The 22,989-nt window shown below is 39.2% G+C and carries 15 protein-coding genes, 1 pseudogene and 1 riboswitch; of the genes and pseudogenes, 9 read left to right on the forward strand and 7 right to left on the reverse strand.

The features are described 5' to 3' along the window. Nucleotides 1-274 precede the first annotated feature (274 nt). Genes GZH82_RS01815 through GZH82_RS01825 form a run of 3 tightly spaced genes read right to left on the reverse strand, consistent with a single transcriptional unit; the run spans nt 275 to nt 3,523 of the window. Nucleotides 275-1,021, reverse strand: coding sequence for a response regulator transcription factor (locus GZH82_RS01815; RefSeq protein ID WP_162681051.1), 747 nt, complete (start codon nt 1,019-1,021; stop codon nt 275-277). Continuing rightward, nucleotides 1,014-2,567, reverse strand: coding sequence for a sensor histidine kinase (locus GZH82_RS01820; protein ID WP_162681052.1), 1,554 nt, complete (start codon nt 2,565-2,567; stop codon nt 1,014-1,016). Before GZH82_RS01820 ends, GZH82_RS01815 begins: the two co-directional genes overlap by 8 nt. Beyond that, nucleotides 2,564-3,523 (reverse strand): extracellular solute-binding protein, encoded by a 960-nt coding sequence (locus GZH82_RS01825; RefSeq protein ID WP_457853112.1) that lies wholly within the window; start codon nt 3,521-3,523, stop codon nt 2,564-2,566. Before GZH82_RS01825 ends, GZH82_RS01820 begins: the two co-directional genes overlap by 4 nt. Nucleotides 3,524-3,918: 395 nt before the next feature. On the opposite strand from GZH82_RS01825, the gene galU reads away from it, so the two are divergent. After that, entirely contained in the window at nt 3,919-4,782 is an 864-nt protein-coding gene (gene galU, locus GZH82_RS01830; RefSeq protein WP_162681054.1) for a UTP--glucose-1-phosphate uridylyltransferase GalU, read from the forward strand. Nucleotides 4,783-4,973: 191 nt separating this feature from the next. Then, on the forward strand, nt 4,974-6,251 hold the full coding sequence (locus GZH82_RS01835) for an anaerobic C4-dicarboxylate transporter family protein (protein WP_457853113.1): 1,278 nt from the start codon (nt 4,974-4,976) through the stop codon (nt 6,249-6,251). Between the two features lie 166 nt (nt 6,252-6,417). Here GZH82_RS01835 and GZH82_RS01840 read toward each other — a convergent pair whose 3' ends face one another. After that, nucleotides 6,418-7,608, reverse strand: a complete 1,191-nt coding sequence (locus tag GZH82_RS01840) for a YbfB/YjiJ family MFS transporter (protein WP_162681056.1) — start codon at nt 7,606-7,608, stop codon at nt 6,418-6,420. 343 nt (nt 7,609-7,951) lie between these two features. Between GZH82_RS01840 and tnpA the strand changes: the two genes are divergently transcribed. From tnpA to GZH82_RS01860, 4 genes are all read left to right on the forward strand, one after another. After that, complete coding sequence (gene tnpA, locus GZH82_RS01845) at nt 7,952-8,356, forward strand: IS200/IS605 family transposase (RefSeq protein ID WP_162680977.1); 405 nt, start codon at nt 7,952-7,954, stop codon at nt 8,354-8,356. Between the two features lie 15 nt (nt 8,357-8,371). Beyond that, a complete protein-coding gene (gene tnpB / locus GZH82_RS01850; protein ID WP_162681057.1) occupies nt 8,372-9,514 on the forward strand; it encodes an IS200/IS605 family element RNA-guided endonuclease TnpB in 1,143 nt (380 codons plus the stop codon). 527 nt (nt 9,515-10,041) lie between these two features. After that, a complete protein-coding gene (melB, locus tag GZH82_RS01855) occupies nt 10,042-11,412 on the forward strand; it encodes a melibiose:sodium transporter MelB (RefSeq protein WP_162681058.1) in 1,371 nt (456 codons plus the stop codon). A gap of 26 nt (nt 11,413-11,438) precedes the next feature. Beyond that, the gene (locus GZH82_RS01860; RefSeq protein WP_162681059.1) at nt 11,439-14,435 is read left to right on the forward strand and encodes a glycoside hydrolase family 2 TIM barrel-domain containing protein; all 2,997 of its coding nucleotides are present in this window, start codon (nt 11,439-11,441) and stop codon (nt 14,433-14,435) included. Nucleotides 14,436-14,490: 55 nt separating this feature from the next. Here GZH82_RS01860 and GZH82_RS01865 read toward each other — a convergent pair whose 3' ends face one another. Together GZH82_RS01865 and GZH82_RS01870 are read right to left on the reverse strand one after the other, a co-directional pair. Then, the gene (locus GZH82_RS01865; RefSeq protein ID WP_162681060.1) at nt 14,491-15,438 is read right to left on the reverse strand and encodes a nucleoside hydrolase; all 948 of its coding nucleotides are present in this window, start codon (nt 15,436-15,438) and stop codon (nt 14,491-14,493) included. 197 nt (nt 15,439-15,635) lie between these two features. After that, nucleotides 15,636-16,490 (reverse strand): annotated as a pseudogene (locus GZH82_RS01870) (lysophospholipase). Nucleotides 16,491-16,658: 168 nt separating this feature from the next. Between GZH82_RS01870 and cls the strand changes: the two are divergent. From cls to GZH82_RS01885, 3 genes are all read left to right on the forward strand, one after another. Continuing rightward, nucleotides 16,659-18,149 carry a cardiolipin synthase gene (gene cls / locus GZH82_RS01875; RefSeq protein ID WP_162681061.1) on the forward strand — a complete coding sequence of 497 codons (1,491 nt, stop codon included), beginning with the start codon at nt 16,659-16,661 and terminating at the stop codon, nt 18,147-18,149. A gap of 173 nt (nt 18,150-18,322) precedes the next feature. Further along, a riboswitch (TPP riboswitch) is annotated at nt 18,323-18,426 on the forward strand. Between the two features lie 196 nt (nt 18,427-18,622). Beyond that, nucleotides 18,623-20,359 (forward strand): phosphomethylpyrimidine synthase ThiC, encoded by a 1,737-nt coding sequence (thiC, locus tag GZH82_RS01880; RefSeq protein ID WP_162681062.1) that lies wholly within the window; start codon nt 18,623-18,625, stop codon nt 20,357-20,359. A gap of 206 nt (nt 20,360-20,565) precedes the next feature. After that, nucleotides 20,566-21,576, forward strand: a complete 1,011-nt coding sequence (locus GZH82_RS01885) for a HoxN/HupN/NixA family nickel/cobalt transporter (RefSeq protein WP_162681063.1) — start codon at nt 20,566-20,568, stop codon at nt 21,574-21,576. Nucleotides 21,577-21,743: 167 nt separating this feature from the next. On the opposite strand, the gene GZH82_RS01890 is transcribed toward GZH82_RS01885, so the two are convergent. Next, the gene (locus tag GZH82_RS01890) at nt 21,744-22,922 is read right to left on the reverse strand and encodes a CynX/NimT family MFS transporter (RefSeq protein ID WP_162681064.1); all 1,179 of its coding nucleotides are present in this window, start codon (nt 22,920-22,922) and stop codon (nt 21,744-21,746) included. Between the last annotated feature and the right edge of the window lie 67 nt (nt 22,923-22,989).

Below are 22,989 nucleotides of genomic sequence, written 5' to 3' on the forward strand. Positions count from 1 at the left end.
AGATATTTAACCGTCTAAGCCCCTTGATTTTTTGCATGTATACGATAAAAATTTATCATTTCAACATAGATTTATATGATGATTGTTCGACTTGCCTTCGCGTTCCAGGGGGCTTGACTCAACTCAATTTGATTAATCTCATTTCTGAATTTCACAATTGACACTTGTAAAATTTGAAACGCGAGGGCAAGTTCAGCAATCTGGAGGTTAGGATTGATATGCTCACCGAAACGGAATCCATAGCTTTGGAATGATGTCGAATGCTTTAAAAATTCTACTGATGTGAACTCATGTATTCGCGCGGTGACATCTTCAAATACTTTTTAAAATGATAACTGAAACTTTTGTAATCAGAAAAGCCGACTTTATGCGCAATTTCATAATGTTTATCACCACTTTGCAACAGTGACATCGCTTGATAAATACGATAACGATTTAAATAATCTAACATCGTAATCCCGACATGTGTTTTGAAAATCCGCATTAAATAAGATTCACTCACGCTGAGCTCTGTTGCTAATGCATTGCTTTGCCATTTTTGATCGTAATGATGATGGATATGATGAACGACGTGATTGACATAGTAATCAGGATACTCTAATTTCATTAACGGTTGAAATATAGGTAATGTCGTTGTCAATGATGCTTTTTGTTCGTGTGCAAGTGGAACAAATTGCGCTAAACGTTGATGTAACTGCTCTGGATCAATCGGTTTCAATAAATAATCTAACACGTGATGATGTATCCCTGCTTGCATATATTCAAAGTCATCATAACTCGATAAAATCACCTTTTGACACGGCAAGTCCTTAATCGCTTCTAACAGTTCGACCCCATCCATCCGTGGCATGCGAATATCTGTGATAACAAGGTCGGGTTGATGTTCTCGAATCAGTGATAACCCTTCGATGCCATCTTTAGCGAGCCACACTTCATGAAAATGATAGTCTTCCCACGAGATCGCTTGTTTCAGTCCTTCACGAATAATACGTTCATCATCACAAATGACCACTTTATACATCAGTTTGCTCCTCTCTTGGTAGTTGAAATGCAATTAATGTTCCTTGTTGATAAGCCGAGAAAATTCTTAGTCTTGCACGCTCGCCATATTGAATTTGTACTTTATGGTTAAGATGATTCAAGCCTAAATGTGGCGTATCAAATACATTTTCTTGTAACATTTGTCTTACTTGAGCACGTCTGTCCACTGTCATACCTATCCCATTATCATGGACGAAAATACGTAAAAATTGGGCGGTTTGCTTAATGCGTACCGTGATAATTAATGGTTCGGATTCGCGACCGTGTTTAATCGCATTTTCAATTAAAGGGTGAATCATCATTTTGCGAATCGGCTCGTTTTCCAGATGCTTATCCATGTCTACATTTAACGTCATACTGTCATCGAAGCGGATATTTTGAATGGTGACATATTTTTGAATATAAGCAAGTTCCTCTTTTAATGGCACTTTGTCAGTCTTGACGCGCAATATATAACGCAACATTTGTGACAGCTGTTGTACAACTTTTTGTGCTTGACGCGGTGACAGTGTAATTAAATATTGTATCGTTTGCATCGTATTAAAGAGAAAATGTGGCTGAAATTGACGCTCGATTTCCTTTAATTGTATTTTCCGTAATTGCTGTTCTGTCTGTTCAATTGAATGAATGAGTGTTTCGTTTGATTCGACTAATTCATAAATGTAAGTGTTGATATCTTCAAGCTCGCTCGGTTGGCCTAAAGGTTGATATGCTCCGAGTTCACGGCGTTGTGCTTGGTTGATACGATCAATCATTAATTCGATATCACGTGTTTGTCGTTTGGCCATTCGATGTGCATTCATAAAACCAAAAATCATTAATAGCACGAAAGCAATACTGATAATGGCTAACAACCGCAGCCCATCTTCTAATGCGTCGTGGATATCTTTAAATTGAACCATTTGTTCACCTTTATCATTCAGTTGGATACGTTCTGATATAAAGCCGAATGGTGGAGGTGGAAAAGTATCATCGACATGAAAATGTTCCGAATTGGAATACAAAATATTATCAAAGCGATCCAAAAATAAAGTCGTGTGGCCATAGCGGTCTTGAATTTCTTCCATATGTGGTGTTTGAGCAAAGTAGAAAGACAGCGTGACACTTTCGTGCAACAGTTGAATATGTTGCTGATGCATTAAATACAACTGGTGGACATCTTTCTTTTCATAATTGTTCGTAATGGACGTTTTCCCATTATCGACCACGTAATAGACCGTACCAGGCTGTTGATGCACAAGTTCAAGTAATAGACGTTTGAAAGTGGTCACATCAGACTTTTTGGATAAATCGAGTTGTTGTAATGTTGATTTTTCGGTTTGAAGGGTCGTTTTAATTTGATTTTCAGTATGTGCTAAATCATGTTGAGCTTCGTGCAAATGTTGATGAATGTGTCGATGTTCCACCCAAATGTATAAAGTGTAAAAACTGACGAGTCCAAGCAAAATCACAAGGAAAACAGGCAAAATCGTCGAAATAAACAGCGAACGACGCAATTGATAACGATAAGGTTGATACGTTTTCATTCTACACGCTCCAAAAATTTTTGATGAGTTTCATGTGGCAATGCAGTTTCAGGGATGACTGGAATATCTCTTAATTGAGCGATTCCGGGTTCTTTGATTTCTGAGACATCACGACGTATCGGTTTTACCCCATCTTGCTGGGCTAACCGTTGTTGTACAGTATCGCTTGTTAAGTAATGTATGAGTACAGTTCTTTTAGGGTGAGGGTGTTGACTGTTGACTAACGCAATACCGTCTATATTGAGCACTGTACCTTCAACCGGATAGATGACCTTTAACGGATATCCTTTTTGAAGCCAGGTACGCGCATCTTGTTCGTAACTGAGTCCAGCATAATAGCGACCTTGAGCGACTTGAGCAATCACATCAGAAGACTTCGGAAGTTCTACTGCTTGTTGTCGGAATTGATGAATCGCGTCAGTATTTCCATGAATATGGTACAACCCTCGCATATGTTGATAGCCTGTCGTTGTCGTTTTAGGGTTCGAATAAGCGACTTTTTGCTTGAGTGCCGGTTGCATGAGGTCCTTATAGCCATTGATGTGTATATCGCCTTGTAAGTCAGTATTCACAACAATCACAGTCGGCATTAATATAAACGGTGTCACGATAGGTTGGTCTAACAATGAAATGCGAAACTTTGATAGAACAGGCGCTTTATAAGGCACAAAATCTTCAGGATGCTCGATAGTTTCACTTAATACCCCACCTACAAAAATATCTCCGCGTGCATGTTTCGGCGTCTGGTGAATTTTCGATAATAAAACTTGTGTCGAATCTTCAATCACTGTTACCTTCACATTTTCTTGATGTTCAAAGTCTTTGAGTATAGGTTGAATCAAATGTTTTGGATAAGGTGAATAAATGGTCAATGTATCGTTCGCATTCGATGTATCTTGTTGACAACCACAGAGAAGTATAATGAGCAGACAGCATAACCATTTTTTCATTCGTATAATCCTTTCCTATCTCAAGTATTGTATTTATCTTACCAATATTTATTTAATTTGTAGAGAAAAAAATTAATATTATGACTTTCTTATGATTGCAATTGAATGAGAAATAAAAAAACCTCCTTATCCCATCGTGGTGACGTAAGGAGGAGAGATGAATTATTCAAATATCGAGATATTATCGGCATAACGTTTTCGAAAATAGAGTAAAACCCACAGTAATACAATGCCAGAAATATTTGATAAATGAGAGGCTAGGTTCAGGAGAAAAACGCTAGTGCTTAATGGGACGTTATGATTATTAAAAAAGACATGATAAACTAGTAACGACATTTGTATGTAAGAAAATGAAATATGAATCTGTTGGAAATAAATAGAAAAGTTAGGTGGAACGCACAATGAAGAAAATAACGAAAGCAGTGATTCCCGCAGCAGGTTTAGGTACACGTTTTTTACCTGCGACGAAAGCAATGCCGAAAGAGATGTTGCCGATTTTAGATAAGCCGACGATTCAATATATCGTTGAAGAAGCGGTACGTGCGGGCATTGAAGATATTATTATCGTTACAGGTAAACATAAACGTGCGATTGAAGATCATTTTGATAATCAAATCGAGCTCGAAATGAACTTGGCTGAAAAAGGTAAGGATGACTTGTTAGAAAAGGTTCAACATGCGACACAACTGGCGAATATGTTTTACGTCCGTCAAAAAGAACAAAAAGGGTTAGGGCATGCGATTTGGACGGCGAAACAATTTATTGGAGACGAGCCTTTCGCGGTATTGCTGGGTGATGATATTGTCGAATCAGAGACGCCAGCGATTCAACAACTGATGGACGAATATGAACGAACAGGCAAATCTGTCATCGGTGTACAAGAAGTGCCTGAACGTGAAACGCATCGTTATGGGATTGTTGACCCGAAAAATCAACAAGATCGTTTGTATGAAGTGACGCAATTTGTTGAAAAGCCAGCCTTTGGTACAGCACCATCTAATTTGGCGATTATGGGACGCTATGTATTGACACCGGATATTTTCGATTATTTAGAAAATCAAGAAGAGGGTGCTGGCGGTGAAATTCAATTAACCGATGCGATTGAGCGTTTAAATCAGACACAACAAGTATTGGCCTACCGTTTCGAAGGTGAGCGATTTGATGTAGGTGAAAAAGTTGGTTTCGTCAAAACAACAATTCAATTTGCTTTACGTGATGCAGAAATGGCTGACGACATTCGTGCATTTTTAAAAGAAGTGCAATAATGCAAAAATTATTTAAAGTGACTATCGTGTATTTTCATATGAAACAATAATATGATGCAATTGTTCTATTTTAGACATGAATTTGCGGTTTTACATATTAAAGAGACAACGTAACTGTGTTAGAATGTTCACATGAAAAATTAGGAAAGAGGAAGAAAAAGATGCTTCTTTTTACGATAGAGATTTTAATAATGATTCTCGCAATTGTATTGGGCCTACGTACTGCTGGGGCACTCGGTTGCGGGATTTTTGCACTTGTAGCCCAAATTGTGATGATTTTCGGTTTTGGTTTACCACCGGGCTCAGCACCAGTGACTGCGGTATTGATTATTTTATCTATCGGTATTGCAGGTGGGACGTTACAAGCGACAGGCGGGATTGATTACTTAGTGCACCTCGCTTCAAAAATGATTGAACGTTTTCCGAAATCCATTATTTTTATTGCACCAATGATTGTATTTGTGTTTGTTTTCGGTATCGGTACAACGAATATTGCGTTGTCACTAGAACCGATTATTGCAAAAACAGCATTAAAGGCGGGTATTCAACCTAAAAAGGCATTGACCGCTTCAGTATTGACGGCGAACATTGCATTGCTTTGTAGTCCAGCAGCTTCAGCAACGGCGTACATGATTTCAGAATTTGCAGGATTAGGCATTTCAATGGGGCAATACCTTTCTATCGTACTTCCGACAGCATTGTTGAGTATGCTAGTGCTCAGTTGTTTTAACACATTTGTCGGTCGTACTAAGATTGATGAACAACATGCACAAACGATGCTTCAAAAAATGGCTGTGGATCAAGAAGAAACGACGAAACAGTATGATACACGTGTGAAGTTAGGTGTGTTTGCGTTTATCGTCGCAGTCGGTTTTATTTTGCTCTTCGGTATTTTCCCAGAAGTTGGGCCGAAATTCGAAGTGGATGGTAAAGTAGTCGAACTTCAGATGACTGATTTAGTGCAATTGTTTATGTATATGAGTGCGATGATTAATTTATTACTCGTCAAAGTCCAACCGAATCAAATATTGACCACGCATATTACACAGGCAGCGATGGGTGCGATTTTTGCAGTATTAGGACCTGGTTGGCTAGGGGCAACAATATTCAGTGCACCATCGAACCGTGCAATGATGGAAGACGGTATTGGCGGATTAATTGCTCAAGCACCGTGGCTCATCATTATTTTAGTCGGTTTAGTAGCAATGATTGTTATTTCTCAATCTGCAACCGCTTCGATTATGGTGCCGATTGTGTTGAGTTTAGGCATTCCACCGATGTTTTTCATTGCGATTGTGCAAACGTTAAACGTCAACTTTGTTATTCCAGCACAGCCGACGATTTTATTTGCGGTAGATGTGGATGAGACACGTTCAACAAAAATAACGAGCTTTTTAATTCCAGGATTTTTCTTAATTACGACAACTGTAGTGATAGGATTGACGATTAAGATGATTTTAGGCATGTGATTCGAAGTGAATATTAATTATAGAAGTCATGGCTAAACCGTGCTGCGCTTTCCGAGGTGCTGAACTTTCAATGCTTGATAAAGTGCGTTGATCACAGACATATCCAAACACCCCCAAAGCTATCAAATGCGGATAGGTTGAGGGTGTTTTTTGATATCATTGTGCGTTACATCGGATGAGCATAGCGTTTACTGTACAGACTACTCAATATACCGACAACTAAAACCGCGGCAGCAAAGATGAGTGCGTCATTGTAGCTATGCGTTCGTTCGATTAAAAGACCTGAAACGTAGGGTGCAATCATTTGTCCTACACTGTAAATCAATGTCATTACTGCGACTAAGTTGTTGCCTTTCGTTTCAAATGTAATCTGGTGCGACTTCGACATGAAAAGTGTCGTAAGTCCTAAAAATGTAGCACCGAAAATCATTGAACTGAGCGCAATTGCAAAGGCATTGACTGTAAAGATAGGCATCAGCACCGCAACAATTTGTAATAAAAATGCGAGGATCACTGAAAGACAAATACCAATGCGTTGACCAATCAGTGACCATAAGACAGTAGCTGGAATGGCGCCAAGTCCGACAAACATCCAACTGAGTGCCGCATATTCCGATAACGTTGGCATCGTTTTAACAATCGCAACGAGAAAAGTTCCTGTAATAATATAACCGGCACCTTCACAAAAATAAGCAATTGCAAAGGGAATATAAAAATTTTTAGAATAACGTATCATTTTCTGGGGGGCATGTGCTTCATGAGATGCTGGTTCGGGAAGTGCTGGATTTTCACGTAAACGTACGATAATAATAAGCGTTAAGATGAAAGAAGCACTGCCTAACCAAATCCAAGTTTCACGCCAATTGATCACATCAGTATAAAGGAAAATAAACAAACTGCTCGAAAACAAGCCGAGACCAACTGCGCTATATAACAGGCCGGCAATCCCTTCACGACGCGCTAAATGTAAGGCTTCTAACACAATATTGGATGCGAGTACAAATACAGCACCACTGGCCATCCCGTTCAGTAAACGAAGGAGTGACCAAATGACAAAGTGATCTGTCACCCCAAACAATAGCATCGTTGCGACATTTAACAGGAGATAACACTTTAAGTCGAAAACTTTATTTTTCATTATGTAAAAAATAGGTAACATGGCACCGATTAAATAACCTAAATAGTTAAATGTTGCTAACAGGCCGACACTTTTGTTATCCAGTCCAGTATCCAACTGCATAAAAGGTAAGATCGGTGTATAAGCAAACCGGCCTAACGCTATAACGATAAACAGCGCCATCATTCCTAATACTAATTGACGACGACCATGTATTCTGAGATCTTTTATTTCTCTCAAATGGATTCCTCCTAAATGGTAAAGATGTTACTATTATACGCGAATTTTATGCATATGAATATATCAAACTATATTAATTATTAATAAAATCAAAGAAAATGATGATTGACAACAACTTGAATTCCCAAAATGTTTTTAATTAAAAGTGAGGAAAGCGTTGGGGCAGTTGGGTTTTTCTTTAACTTAATTCAGGCAGAAGTCTCCCATCCTCTATAGGTGGGTGATGAATGCCGTTCGGTATGAGGGTTACCGTTGTTACTCGAAAACCGACACGCAAGGCTCATCGCCTTTTTATTTTGTTCTATGTTATAATCAGTCTATATAAGAAGTGAGTTGATATAACATGAAATTAGATACTAATAATCATTCGGTGTTTCTTCTCTATTATCATCTTGTGTTGGTTACTAAATACCGTAGACATGTGATTGATGATAAAATTTCTGAATTTGCTAAAACAACTTTTGTACGAATTGCAGCGTCTTATCATATTACTCTAGTTGAGTGGAATCATGATAAAGACCATGTTCATATTATGTTCAAAGCACAACCAAAAACAGAATTGACAAAATTCATCAATGCCTATAAAAGTGCCAGTTCGCGTTTGATAAAACGCGACTTTCCAAAAGTAAGACAGTTTCTTTGGAAAGAAATGTTTTGGTCTAGAAGTTTTTGCCTTTTGACAACTGGTGGCGCACCAATTGACGTTATAAAAAAATATATTCAGAATCAAGGTTATAATCATAAATAGAGAGGTGCGTAGCTTATGGAACGACTCAAAGCATATAAATTTAGAATCTATCCAACTGAAGAACAAAAAATTTTCTTCGCTAAGTCTTTCGGTTGTGTCCGTAAGGTCTACAATCTAATGCTTGATGATCGAATGAAAGCTTATGAAGAAACTAAGAATGTTTCTTCTAAAAAAATGAAGTTCCCGACACCAGCTAAATATAAGAATGAATTTCCATTTTTGAAGGAAGTAGATAGCCTTGCCTTGGCTAATGCACAACTCAATTTAGACAAGGCATATAAGAATTTCTTTAGAGATAAATCTGTTGGATTTCCTCGGTTCAAAAGTAAGAAGAATCCCGTTCAAAGCTATACCACTAATAATCAAAATGGCACAATATCCTTGATTGATAATAAATTCATCAAAGTTCCTAAGTTGAAGTCATCAGTTAAAATAAAGCTTCATAGACAACCTAAAGGTATTATCAAATCAGCTACAATATCACGCCGTTCAAGCGGTAAATACTATGTTTCTTTATTGTGCAAAGAAGAAGTTGTCGAGTTTCCTAAAACTAATTCTGCAATTGGAATTGACCTTGGAATCACTCATTTTGCCATTTTTTCTGACGGTCAAAAGATTGATAATAATAAGTTCACTTCGAAAATGGCACAGAAACTAAAACGTGAACAACGTAAGTTGTCGAGACGTGCCCTGTTAGCCAAAAAGAAGGGTATCAATCTCTTTGAAGCCAAAAACTACCAGAAACAAAAACAGAAAGTTGCACGACTACATGAAAAGGTAATGAATCAACGCACTGACTTTCTAAACAAGTTGAGTACAGAGATTATCAAAAATCACGATATTATCTGTATTGAAGACTTAAACACAAAAGGTATGTTGCGAAATCATAAACTGGCTAAAAGCATTTCTGATGTGTCATGGTCTAGCTTTGTGATTAAGCTACAATACAAAGCTGACTGGTATGGACGTGAAATAGTCAAGATTGATAAATGGTTTCCATCAAGTCAAGTCTGTTCAGAGTGCGGACATAATGATGGCAAGAAAAATCTCAAAATTCGAGAATGGTCTTGTCCTATTTGCCATGCTCACCATGACCGAGATATAAACGCGAGCATCAATATTTTGACCGAAGGGCTACGAATGCAAACATTAGCTTAGAAAAGACCGATAACCGTAGGGTCTACGGGGATAGCTTGGTCAATAAGAGAAACCTCTGTTAGTAAAGAAATACACTTACAAGTACGCTCTATTCCCAAGAAGCTCCCACTTCAAGCGTTAAGAACCTTTATGTTTTAGCTAAGTGGTGAGTAGTTCACCATCATAGTGAAGAAGTGATATGAATCATATTCTTCACCTGAATTAATAAAGAATATTTTTTAGGCTAGGAACGCTTTTATCATGTGGTTTCTAGTCTTTTTTTATGGAATCTTGTAGAGCGCTAGATCTTAAGGCTGCCAATCAGTCATAAGATGTTGGTTTATTACTTTAAATTTGTCGTCTGAGTCTGTGTTTAAGAAAGCAGCGATAAAACGAGCAATTGTAATATAATGTTTCAAAATCTCCACAAAACAGGAAACATTATGACAAGAATTATCTCCATGACACAATTTTATACTTCGAACAAACATGCTATCTTATTCGTATATGAAAGCGCTTTTAAATAGAGAGAAAGAAGGTATCAGCGTTTGAAACAACAATTATCAAAAATACAAAAACTATCATTTGGCTTTGGCGCAATAGGCAAAGACGCCATATTCAATATCGTCAGCCTTTACCTCATGTACTACATTACCGATATTGTCGGTCTTTCCCCAGCGTTTGTCGGTGTACTCTTTTTTATTGCGAGAATATGGGATGCGCTCAATGACCCGTTTATGGGGATGATTGTCGATAATACCCACAATCGTTTTGGTAAGTTTAAAACGTGGCTTGTCATCGGCACAGTTATAAATGCGGTGGTGACCGTACTCCTATTCACCCATTTTGATTTGCCCGGCATATGGATGTATATCTTCATTGCTGTGATGTACATTTTATGGGGCATGACGTATACGATGATGGATATTCCGTACTGGTCTTGGTTACCGAATTTGACACATCAAGCGAAAGAACGAGAAGCACTGTCGGTCATTCCACGTTTCTTTGCGAGTCTCGCGGCGTTTACAGTCGGAACGTTTGGCTTATATTTTATTGAACAGTTAGGGAATGGCAATGCATCAACAGGGATTTTTGTATTTTCGGTCCTTTGTAGTGTGGTCTTTATCGTGACGATTGCGGTGACGGTTATAGTTGTACCGGAAGATTGCGCAATGGAGCAGCAAGAGGGAATTAAAGTGCGTTTTCGAGATGTGAAGCGGATTTTATTTCAAAATAAAGAGTTACTCGCAATGATGGGCGTGCTTTTAACATTTAACCTTTGTGTTCAAACACTCAACGGGACGATCATCTACTATTTTAAATATGTGGTTGCGATGCCGAACTTCTTTTCATATTTTAATGCGATGATTTTAGCGGAAATGGCGGGTTTATTATTACTGCCATTATGGATTCGTAAAGTTGGGCGTCAAAATGCTTTTAATAGTGCGATTATGAGTATCGTTGGGGGTCTCACAGTGATTTTGATTTTCGGTTGGCTCGCTCCAAAAATTGTCATTTGGGTCATCATCGGTGCGATTGCTTTAAGAATGGGTACAGGCTTTATGATTGGTATAACGACGATTGCGATTGCAGATGTGATTGACTACGGTGAAGTGAAGTTTGGTCATCGCAATGAAAGTATGATTACGTCAACAAATACATTTTTGACGAAAACTTCACAGGCGATTTCTGCATTGATAGTCGGTTTAGGGTTATCGATGTTAGGTTTTGTACCGAACGAAACACAAACGATGGCAACGCAACAGGGGTTACGTATGATGGTTATCGTTATGCCAATCGTACTCGTGCTCATCAGTGCGTTGTTATACCATAAAGCGTTTCATCTTAAAGGAGACTATTTGCGAGATATCGAACGAACATTAACGATTAAGCGTCAAAGAGAACAGTCATATGATTAGTCAAATATAGACGAGGAGGTTCTTTTATGGACTTACATTTTCATACAGATGTCGACATGCAACACGTGAACATGTTACCGCGAACAGCATACAAGCTCCCTTACACAAGCCTAGAGGAATATCAAACGCATCCCGAGCGTCATCACATGCACCGTGTGACGTCATTGAATGGGGAATGGGATTTTCAATATTTTGCGTCACTCGATCAGTTTTATCAACGTTCAGATTATGCACAAAAAGACCAAATTACAGTGCCAAGTGTGTGGCATTTACAAGGTTATGATCAACTGCAGTATTGTAATGTGCAATTTCCGATTCCATATGATTTGCCACATGTGCCAGAGATGTCTTCGTGTGGTTATTATGAAAAGACTTTTACGATTAAAAAGTATCAAGAGTCGCTCGATTATCATTTGACGTTTGAAGGTATCAGTGGTGCACATTACATTTGGGTCAATGGCGAGTTCGTTGGTTATGCACAAATTTCTCATGCGCTCTCTCAGTTTGATATTACTAAACTGGTGACGGAAGGTGACAACCATATTGCTGTGCTCGTATTGAAATATTCTGATGCGACGTATTTTGAAGATCAAGATATGTTCCGTCATTCGGGCATTTATCGTGATGTGTACATCGTTGGACGTCAGCGTGAACGGTTGAATGATTACCAAATTCATACGACGATTGGTGAAGGTATCGGTTATATCGATGTCACTGTACAGGATGTGGCGGAAGGTGTGACAATCAATTATCAATTACTGAATCCGGACCAACGTGGCATAACGGAAGGGACGCTTAATGAGACAACGACGCGTATCCCTGTGCCAGAACCGCGACTATGGAGTGCTGAACATCCTGATTTATATACCCTTATTATTGAAGCGAATGGTGAATATATCGTACAACGTGTCGGTATTCGAGAAATAAAAATCGAGCAACAACAACTTTGGATCAATGGGCAATCTGTGAAACTGCGTGGCGTCAACTATCATGACAGTCATCCGCAAACCGGCTATACCGTATCGGAAGCACAGTTGATTGAGGATTTAACGTTAATGAAACAAGCGAATTTTAATGCGATTCGTACGGCACATTATCCGAAAAGTTCTCGCTTTTATGAATTAACCGATCAATATGGCTTTTATGTAATGAGTGAAGCGGATTTAGAAACGCATGGTGTTGTTCTTTTGTATGGCGATGAAAATTTAGATGACTTTAACTTAATCATGGATGATCCCCGTTATGAACAAGCTGTCGTTGATCGCATCGATGCATCGATTGTGCCGTTTAAAAATTTTAGTTCGATTATTTCGTGGTCAATGGGCAATGAATCTGGCTATGGTTGTAATATGGAACGAGGGCTCGCGCATGCGAAGGCGTTGGATGCATCACGTCCACTCCATTATGAAGGGGCACATTACGCAGCACCACATCATGATTGTTCGTATTTAGATATGATTTCACGCATGTATCCGTCACCTGAAGAAATCGAAACGCGCTATTTAACGAAACCGAGCTTGGACAAGCCGTTTGTTTTATGTGAATACGCCCATGCGATGGGAAATTCGCCAGGTGGGTTAAAGGCGTATCATGAGTTGATTGAACGTTATGATAGCTTCATTGGTGGTTTCGTTTGGGAGTGGTGTGACCATGCTGTACAAGTAGGAATGAAAGACGGACGCCCAATGTATCGTTACGGTGGTGACTTTGGTGAAAAGGTCCATGACGGTCATTTTTGTGTTGACGGTATCGTGAGTCCTGACCGCAAACCACATGCAGGATATTACGAATTTCAACAAGTGCATCGTCCGCTTGTTTTTGTTGAACATGAAGGGACACGTCTAACGTTTAAAAACAAATTGGACTTTACGAATATTAAGGACTATGTGACGCTCGAAATAACGGTGACAACGATAACAGGTGAAACGAAAACATTTACAATAGATGCCCCTCATATTGAACCACATGCGCAAGGTGAGATTGACATTGCGCCGTATCTCCATCACGACATGAACGACTTGAGCACATGTACGATTCAATATATTTTAAAGGCTGATCATCCTTTATTGACATCGGGTAAAGTGTTAGGTCATGACCAAATCGTCTTTCAACGTATCGCAAGTACGCATTTTTTACCGGAAACAACGGAAGTTCCATTGTATTTGAATGAGACGGAAACGACCGTTCAAGTGAAGCACGGAAAATGGTGCTATACATTTGATAAGCAGACAGCAGGCTTACAACAAGTGTCTCATCAACAGACAATGTTACTGTCAGAAGGGAGTCAGCTCAACATTTGGCGTGCACCGACAGACAATGACATCCAAATTCAACAAGGATGGCGTACAGCGAAATACGATACGGCTTATCCGAAAGTGTACCGTACGAAAGTGCAACAACAGGAGGGGCATGTGACTATCGAATTTGATATGAGTATGGTAGAAGCCTCACGCCCACGTTTAGTTGAAGGGACAGTGACATGGACGGTATATGAAGACGGCACTATTCATGTTGCGCATCAATTGAAAAAAGACGTGCGCATGCCGAGCTTACCAAGGTTAGGTGTAACATTCAGCTTGCTGGACCGCTTCCAAGCATTGACGTATTATGGACAAGGGCCATATGAAAGTTACCAAGATAAGCAAGAAGCAAGTTATTTAGCTGTTTTTAATACGACGGTTCGTAATCAATATGAACATCCGGTCTTCCCTCAAGAGGTCGGTGCACATATCGATACAACTTATGTAGAGCTACGGGATGCAAACTATACATGTGCTGTTTGGTCAGATACGCCATTAAGTGTAAATGCCAAACCGTATTCCGATGCGATGTTGACCGACGCAAATCATGACGACGAATTAGAAGAAACCAGCGTGAGTTATTTGCATATTGATATGGCACAAAGTGGTATCGGGACTAATAGTTGTGGACCAGAACTACCCGAACAGTACCGGTTGTTGGAAGGACATTATTACTTTGACTTTAAGCTCAAATTTTATGAACAAACTTCAATAACACATTAAAAAAGTAAGAGGCTTAGGAACTATCATCCATAGCCTCTTTTTTATTAAATGTGACTTATAAATCCGTGTCGACTTTTTTTGCTAAATCCGTAATATATTGGAAGAAGGCATCACGTTCGACATGATTGATTACTTGAATTTCACGCCCGTGTACTTTATCAATATACGTGCGACCTTGACTCGGCCCTTTCGTATAAACAGACGCTTTTACTTTTTCCTTTTTAACGAGCTCAGGTTTACCGATATAAGCTGTCGTCAATACATCCCATAAAAAATAAGTAGAATTCGTTTGAAAGTGCGTTAGTGGAGGGACTGCGGCATAACTAACACCTAAAAAGTCCACCCCCGGATAGTAGCGTTCATCTGCCCACATTTGACGGACATCTAAAGTTAATGGCACTTGGTTCGTACTTTCCAAGGCGACCATATCAATCGCAATGTCACTGTTGAACACAGTTTCTACGGCTTCAGGATCCCAAAACGCATTCCACTCGGCTGTGCCATCATGTTCAGGCTCTTCTACATTACCACGTTCTAAAAATGTGCCGCCCATCCACACGAGACGTTCAATCTTTTGCGTAATGTGTGGCGCAACTTCTAACGCTTTCGCTAAGTCCGTTAAAGGTCCTGTAAATAATAACGTCACCGGTTCATTCGCATTTTCGATACGCTCGATGATATCTTCATAAGCATGAATGTCTCTCAAACGAGATTGTACCGGCACGCGTTCATTTAAAATCGGTAATGCATCCATGAAAAAGGCATGCATACGCCAACCTTTCGGAAACGGATTTTTACCTCGCTCTTCCGAAGCTGCCACATCTAGCGGATATTTTGAGAAACGGTTAATGATTTTTCGTGATGCACTTTCTGCAGGTTCAACATAACTGTCTGCTCCAATAGTGCTCACGCCGATGAGTTGCACATCATCCATATGTAAAAGTAAAAATAACGAAATTAAATCATCTACACCACCATCATGGTTGAAATAAACGGGTTTCATGTTGTTCTCCTTCAAAATAAAATTGAGTCGTCTCACACGCTCTGTCTAAAATGTACAATGTCCCGTACACATCCGCAAGTCTATACAGTAGAAGTTCCTTGGAATGTCGAAAATGTAGAAAGAAAAAAGATGATTGAGTAGGGCGGCATTATGTATTCGATGCTGCGCCCTCAACCATCTTCAAGTTATATCAATACTTAAAATTGATTTTTACGTGCAGTCACTTCTGTCATCCAGCTTGCGACATCTTCAAAAATGACGTTATTGTAATGAGGTTCATTGAAAAGTTCATGTTCTAAACCATCATAAAGGCGTAATGATTTATGTTCTGATGCGATTTCGGCTTTTGATAAAATTGTAAGGCATCTTGTGGGTTGACGAGGCCATCTGCTGTGCCATGCATAATGAGTACGTCATCTACAAAGTCATACGGTTTAGATTTTAACTTCAATGACGCCATCAATTATCGCATAAGTTAAGCCCATCGAAATTTCTTTTAATACGAGGTCGTCACGCTGATAATTTTCAACAACACGTGGATCTGAACATAGTCCGTCGCTCATATCATTTGGAAAATACGTATCGGTTGGAATTTTACGTTCACCGTACGCTTCTTCAAACAATTGGTTATTGTCTCGTGTCACTGCACCAGAAGTAATCATACCATCCACACGACCAGGGAAACGGGTACTAAACATAGAGACGGCGAAACCACCCATACTATGACCAATTAAGAATACTTTGCCTTCAAAATGCGCCTTCACATAGTCCACGACTGCCGTCAAATCTTCAATAATTTGGTCTTTGTTGTCATAATAAGCTCTCGGTCCTTCAGAACGCCCACGACCGCGTTGATCGTAGCGAATGACATGATAATCATAGTTGACCGAATAATCAGTCAATTCATCGTAACGATCAAGATGTTCAGCTAAACCATGCACAATAATGACATTAATCGTTTCATCACTAAAAGAGAATCATTCATCGGCTGTATTGATTTTTGTGTAGAGCTGCGTACCGTCTTGCGAAGAAATATACTTGATATCATTCATTGAAAAACCTCCTTATTTTTCAATTACAGTGTATACTAAAAAAATAAAAACGTGAAAGAATATGAAGATAAAATTAAAAGTGATATATTGATGATTGAATGTGCGCTAAGCTTTCATATTGAATCAACGGGGTATATGATTAAAATATGTGTAAAGGAGGTTTTCGTGATGCAACTCATATTCGATCCGAGCGTGAATATGATTTATCGTATCTTTCTAGGTTTCTTTTTCTTAATCAATATTGTACTCGCATTTGTGATTATCTTTATGGAAAGAGACCGCCGAGATGCGACGTCTACATGGGCTTGGTTACTGTTGCTCTTTATTATGCCAACATTAGGCTTCTTATTATATCTTTTCTTTGGTCGCGCAGTAAAAATGAAACAAACACGGCATGATGAAAGTAAAGCGGTAGAAGATGCGCGGACACGTGTTAAAAATCAAAAAGAACACTTTAAAAACAAGCAATTCAGCACAGACAACCCTGTAGTAGAGAAGCAGTCTGATTTGGTTGAAATGATGTTAACACGAGAAGCGAGCTTTTTAAGTGAAAACAATCATGTCTCCATTTTTACAGATGGCCATGAATTATTTAATCAAATGAAACAAGACTTGAGAGAAGCGCAAAAATACATTCATATGGAGTTTTATATTTTAAATATGGATGGGTTAGGCACTGAGATATTACAAATTTTGAAAGATAAAGCTCGGGAAGGTCTCGAAGTGAAGTTATTGTATGATGCAGTTGGTTCTAAACAATTGAGAAAGTCAAAATTAAAAGGTTTGGTTGATGCGGGTGTTGAAGTGGAAGCCTTTTTCCATGCGAAAATCATTCCATTTATCAATTTCCGTGTGAACAACCGGAACCACCGAAAAAATGTTGTGATTGATGGCGATATTGGGTATGTCGGTGGCTTTAATGTTGGGGATGAATATCTTGGTTTAGATCAAAAAATGGGCTACTGGCGTGATACCCATTTGCGTATTCAAGGTGATGGCGTGGATGCATTACAATTAAGCTTTATTCATGATTGGAACTCACAAGTCGATGAAGACCAACAATTGAAATACATTGCTCGTTATTTCCCGAAAAATGCACGAAAAGACGGCAATGTCGCATTACAACTCGGGTTAAGTGGACCGGATCGTGAATGGCCACAACTGGAATTTGCTTATTTGAAAATGATTATGAATGCGAAGTCCACGATTTACATGCATTCGCCTTATTTTGTACCAGATATTGGTTACGTGAACGCCTTACGTATTGCCGCTAAAGCAGGTGTAGACATTCATCTGATCGTCCCTAACAAGCCAGATCAGCCGTTTGTGCATTGGGCGACATTAACGACAGTCGCGCAACTGATGAAAGATGGCGTCAATGTGTATACGTATGAAAATGGCTTTATTCACTCTAAAATGATGGTCATTGATGGTGAAGTCGCATCAGTCGGTTCTGCTAATATGGATGAACGGAGCTTTAAATTAAACTTTGAAGTCAATGCGATTGTGTATAACGAAGAGATTGCGCAAACATTAATTGCAGCATTTAAAGAAGATTTGAAAGTGTCGCAAAAACTGACACCAGAACGTTATGCGGCCCGTTCAAATTGGGTGAAATTCAAGCAGTCTATCGCTAAATTACTGTCGCCTATTTTGTAAATCCAATTAAAAAGGAGCTAGGAGATGCATTGTTCCTAGCTTTTCTTTTTGTTTAGTAAAGCCCAATCTCTAAAAAAATCAAATGACAAAAATAAAGCAATAAAATTAATTTTATGACATCAATTGTCATTTTACATTTTTAGTGATACGATACTGTTGTAAAACTTAAATATGGAATTTGCTAGGGGTGCCATTAATGCGCTGAAAGAGGTTAACGCCTCAACCCTTTGAACCTGATCTAGATCATACTAGCGTAGGGAAGCAAACGAAACCTTCATGACTGACTTGTGTTCATTTGTAAGGCGAAATCGTGTTGTGATGCAACATACATGATTTCGGCTCACTTTTGACGCACTTTAATAGATTCGTTCGTTTTCGTACGCACTTTAGAATTATTTTGAGTGCGTTTTTATTTTGCCTATTATTTTCAGTGATGTTAATGCCTCTTAGTAAAGTCAGAGGGGGTTAATTGAATGAAACAAGAACAAATTGAATTAAAGAAAAACTTTCCAGCAAGTCAACGTATTTTTAAGCAAGGTGAGGATGAGGATATTCAAGTCCCATTTCGCCAAATCGCATTGTCTGAAACGGTAACCGAACAAGGGACAACGAAAAATGAACCTTTCGTCGTCTACGATACAGCAGGACCTTATCATGATGACACATATGAAGTCGATGTCACGAAAGGCATTCCGGCGTTGCGAACAGATTGGATTGAAGACCGTCAAGACGTCGAGCATTATGAAGGACGTCGAGTGCAATCTATCGACAACGGTTACCATTCAGAAACACATAAAAATATTGTTGAACATCCATTCAAATATCAACCGAGACGTGCACGAGAGGGTAAACGCGTAACACAAATGTATTATGCGAAACAAGGCATGATTACTAAAGAAATGAAGTTCGTTGCAGCACGTGAAAATGTGAGTCCAGAATTTGTCAGAGATGAGATTGCGAGAGGGCGCGCGATTATTCCGAACAATATCAATCATCCTGAATCAGAACCAATGATTATCGGTAAAAATTTCCAAGTGAAGATTAACGCCAATATCGGTAACTCTGCCGTGTCGTCGTCTATTGAAGCAGAAATTGAAAAATTAGTATGGGCGATTCATTGGGGTGCCGATACGATGATGGACTTATCGACAGGAAAAAACATTCATGCGACACGTGAATATTTAATCCGTAACTCGCCAGTTCCAGTCGGTACGGTGCCAATTTATCAAGCGTTGGAGAAAGTGAACGGTATCGCGGAAGACTTAACCTGGGAAATATATCGAGATACTTTAATTGAACAAGCTGAACAAGGTGTAGATTACTTTACGATTCATGCTGGCGTCTTATTGCGATATGTGCCATTAACGGTGGATCGCTTAACTGGTATCGTGTCTCGTGGCGGCTCAATTATGGCGCAATGGTGTTTGGCCCATCACGAAGAAAGCTTTTTATACACGCATTTTGATGAAATTTGTCAAATATTGAACCGTTACGATATTGCGGTGTCATTGGGCGATGGTTTACGTCCAGGTTCGATTTATGATGCAAATGACGAAAGCCAAATTGCTGAACTGAAAACGTTAGGCGAATTGACAGAGATTGCTTGGGAACACGATGTCCAAGTGATGATAGAAGGTCCTGGACATGTACCGATGCATAAAATTAAAGAAAACCAAGAGCTGGCAGACTTTTATTGTAAAGAAGCGCCATTTTATACACTCGGACCGTTAACAACTGATATTGCACCGGCATATGACCACATTACATCAGCCATTGGTGCAGCTCAAATCGCAAGTCATGGGACAGCGATGTTATGTTATGTGACACCTAAAGAGCATCTCGGTTTACCGAATAAAGATGACGTGCGTGATGGCGTCGTGACGTATAAAATCGCCGCACATGCCGCTGATATCGCCAAAGGGTTACCAGGTGCGACAGATCGGGATGATGCGGTGAGTAAAGCCCGTTTTGAATTCAGATGGATAGATCAGTTTAACTTATCACTCGACCCTGACCGTGCACGTGCTTTCCATGATGAAACATTGCCAGCAGAATCAGCTAAAGTGGCACATTTCTGTAGCATGTGTGGACCGAAATTCTGTTCAATGCGTATTTCTCACAATATTCGTGATGCCCATAAAGAAAAATTAGCAGGTATGCAAGAAATGGCTGAGGAATTTAAGGCACAAGGGAGTAAAATTTATCATTAATCGAATTAAATACAAGAGCTGGGATGAGGTTTGGATCCTGGCTCTTTTTATTTTTGATCACTTGGTAGGTATACATGTTTTGTGTTATATAAAAATATCATTATTCTCTAAATGTTTTTTTGCAATATCATAGAGCTAAAAATTTGAAATAAAAAGAAAAAGGTGTATGATTTTATTATCTTAAAATAGAAATAGGTGAAAATGAAATGAATAACATAAAAAATATGAAACATGCCTATCCTTATCTCGGCATTGTCATTTTATTACATATTGTCGGTATCGTTTTGATGTGGATTGGCGGCTCGCAATACCCGTTATTAATGAGCATGGGCATCATTGCTTATACACTCGGATTGCGTCATGCATTTGATGCGGACCACATTGCGGCGATTGATAATACCGTGCGCAAATTACTCCAACAGAAACAAAATCCAATGGGTGTGGGTTTTTACTTTTCATTAGGGCATTCGTCCGTTGTTTTCTTAATGGCGGCTGCATTAGGTATTGCGGTGACTTGGGCACAACGTCATTTGGAAAGCTTTCAAACGACAGGCGGATTAATTGGTACTATTGTTTCAGGTGTCTTTTTATTGCTAATCGGTATTTTAAACTTAGTTATTTTAGTACAACTGATTCAATTATTCCGTCAATTACGTCATAGAAACATTACAGACGCACAAATGGATGAACGCATCGAATCACGCGGTTTAATCATGCGTTTTGTTCGACCGCTCTTCCAGTTTATTCAAAAAAGTTGGCACATCTTCCCATTAGGTTTCTTATTTGGACTGGGTTTTGATACGGCGAGTGAGGTGTCATTATTGGCATTATCAGCAGGTGCAGCCCAACATACCGTGCCGTTTTTAGGGATTATCGCATTACCTATTTTGTTCGCTGCGGGTATGAGTTTGTTAGATACATTGGATGGTGTATTGATGACAAACGCGTATCATTGGGCATTTGACAAACCTGCACGTAAAATTTTCTATAACATAACGATGACCGCCATTTCAGTCGTTGCCGCCTTACTCATTGGTGGCGTCGAAATCGTGCAATTACTTGGTGAAAAATGGCATTGGAAAAATGGTTTTCTCGGCTGGGTGACACAATTAGATTTCGGTTGGCTCGGTTATGCATTAGTCATCGTGCTTATTCTTTCATGGATTATTGCGATGGTAGTATGGAAAGTCGGCCGCTTTGAAGAAAGATGGAGTTAATTATAAACGATCCATTTTAAGCAAACAGAAAGACAGACGTCAGTTTGAAAAATAATTCAAACCACGCCTGTCTTTTAAATTTGAAGAAAAGTGATTAGATTGCAAGAGCAACCCGAGACGCTTGAGGAATCAACTGTAGTGGAAAATCCGCTAAGTCAAATCAAGTGTTATTGTTCTAAAGTCTTTTCAATAGTTGTATTTCGTCCTGATCTTGATCCAATCGTCATAATCGCAAGGCCTGTCACGAGTAATACTAATAATGACACCATCCATTGTCCTGTCCAATCGTGTAAAATACCGAAGAACAATGGTCCGATACATGCCAACAAATAGCCCACTGCTTGCGACATACCTGCCAATTTCGCTGCAGTTAAACCACTTTCGGTACGTAAACTAAATAGTGTATTCACCAAACCGAACGCAATGCCAAGTGCAATACCAATAATGATGAGTGATAAGAGGGCCATGCGCGGCGCAAACATTAATATTAAAATAGCGACAGTAAAGAGAACGCCTGTAAATGCGATAGGTAAGACTTGGTTTTTAAGTCGTGCTGCATAAATTGGTGTGACAAAAGTTAATGGAATAATCGCAATTTGTAATATCGACAAATAAAGACCTGCACGTGACACTGGAATATCATACGATAATAAAAATTCTGGTAGCCAGTTAATGAGTGAATAGAAAATAAGAGACTGCCCCCCCATGAGTAGCATAATTTGCCATGCGAGTGGTGATTTCCATACATTGACAGCGTGTGATAGGTCGACTTGTTTTTGTGCAGCATGATGACGTAACTGGAACGTCCATACGAGCACTGCAATGAAAGCGACGATGCCAATACTGCCTAATGCAACATTATAATTGTAATTTTTAAGTAGCGGTGCGGCGCCATAAGATGAAAGTGCACCAAAGATGTTCATCACGACGGTATAATAACCTGTCATAATACCTATACGATACGGGAATTTGGATTTAATCATTCCGGGTGCGAGGACATTACCAAATGCAATCCCGATACCAATCAGTATCGTCCCAATGTATAATAAACTGACCTCTGTCACACTTCTTAAAATGACACCGAATAAAATCAATAATAAAGCGACAAAGAGTGAGCGCTCCATTCCGAAACGGTGACTCACTTTAGCGACAAGTGATGAAATGATCGCAAAAGCTAATAAAGGAATGATGGAAATAAAGCTGACGGCTGTGTTGGATAAGTTTAATGTATCTTTAATCGCGGGTAATACCACGCCTACTGAAGTAATAGGTGCTCTTAAATTAGCGGCAATGAGCATAATACCGATAAAAAGTAACCAGTTGATACGGCTAGATTGTTGTTCCAAAGTGTCAACTCCTCTCTATATTTGGTATAATTGACGAAACGTTCTATATAAAGAACACACTATATCG

The organism is Staphylococcus sp. MI 10-1553 (assembly GCF_010365305.1).
In the GTDB taxonomy this organism is placed as follows: domain Bacteria; phylum Bacillota; class Bacilli; order Staphylococcales; family Staphylococcaceae; genus Staphylococcus.

What these genes read in the sequence shown, in the direction of transcription:
- thiC (WP_162681062.1), top strand. Translation starts at nt 18,623, where the DNA reads ATGAAACAAGAACAAATTGAATTAAAGAAAAACTTTCCAGCAAGTCAA.
- tnpB (WP_162681057.1), top strand. Translation starts at nt 8,372, where the DNA reads ATGGAACGACTCAAAGCATATAAATTTAGAATCTATCCAACTGAAGAA.
- galU (WP_162681054.1), top strand. Translation starts at nt 3,919, where the DNA reads ATGAAGAAAATAACGAAAGCAGTGATTCCCGCAGCAGGTTTAGGTACA.
- GZH82_RS01885 (WP_162681063.1), top strand. Translation starts at nt 20,566, where the DNA reads ATGAATAACATAAAAAATATGAAACATGCCTATCCTTATCTCGGCATT.
- tnpA (WP_162680977.1), top strand. Translation starts at nt 7,952, where the DNA reads ATGAAATTAGATACTAATAATCATTCGGTGTTTCTTCTCTATTATCAT.
- GZH82_RS01820 (WP_162681052.1), bottom strand. Translation starts at nt 2,567, where the DNA reads ATGAAAACGTATCAACCTTATCGTTATCAATTGCGTCGTTCGCTGTTT.
- GZH82_RS01835 (WP_457853113.1), top strand. Translation starts at nt 4,974, where the DNA reads ATGATTCTCGCAATTGTATTGGGCCTACGTACTGCTGGGGCACTCGGT.
- GZH82_RS01815 (WP_162681051.1), bottom strand. Translation starts at nt 1,021, where the DNA reads ATGTATAAAGTGGTCATTTGTGATGATGAACGTATTATTCGTGAAGGA.
- GZH82_RS01860 (WP_162681059.1), top strand. Translation starts at nt 11,439, where the DNA reads ATGGACTTACATTTTCATACAGATGTCGACATGCAACACGTGAACATG.
- cls (WP_162681061.1), top strand. Translation starts at nt 16,659, where the DNA reads ATGCAACTCATATTCGATCCGAGCGTGAATATGATTTATCGTATCTTT.
- GZH82_RS01865 (WP_162681060.1), bottom strand. Translation starts at nt 15,438, where the DNA reads ATGAAACCCGTTTATTTCAACCATGATGGTGGTGTAGATGATTTAATT.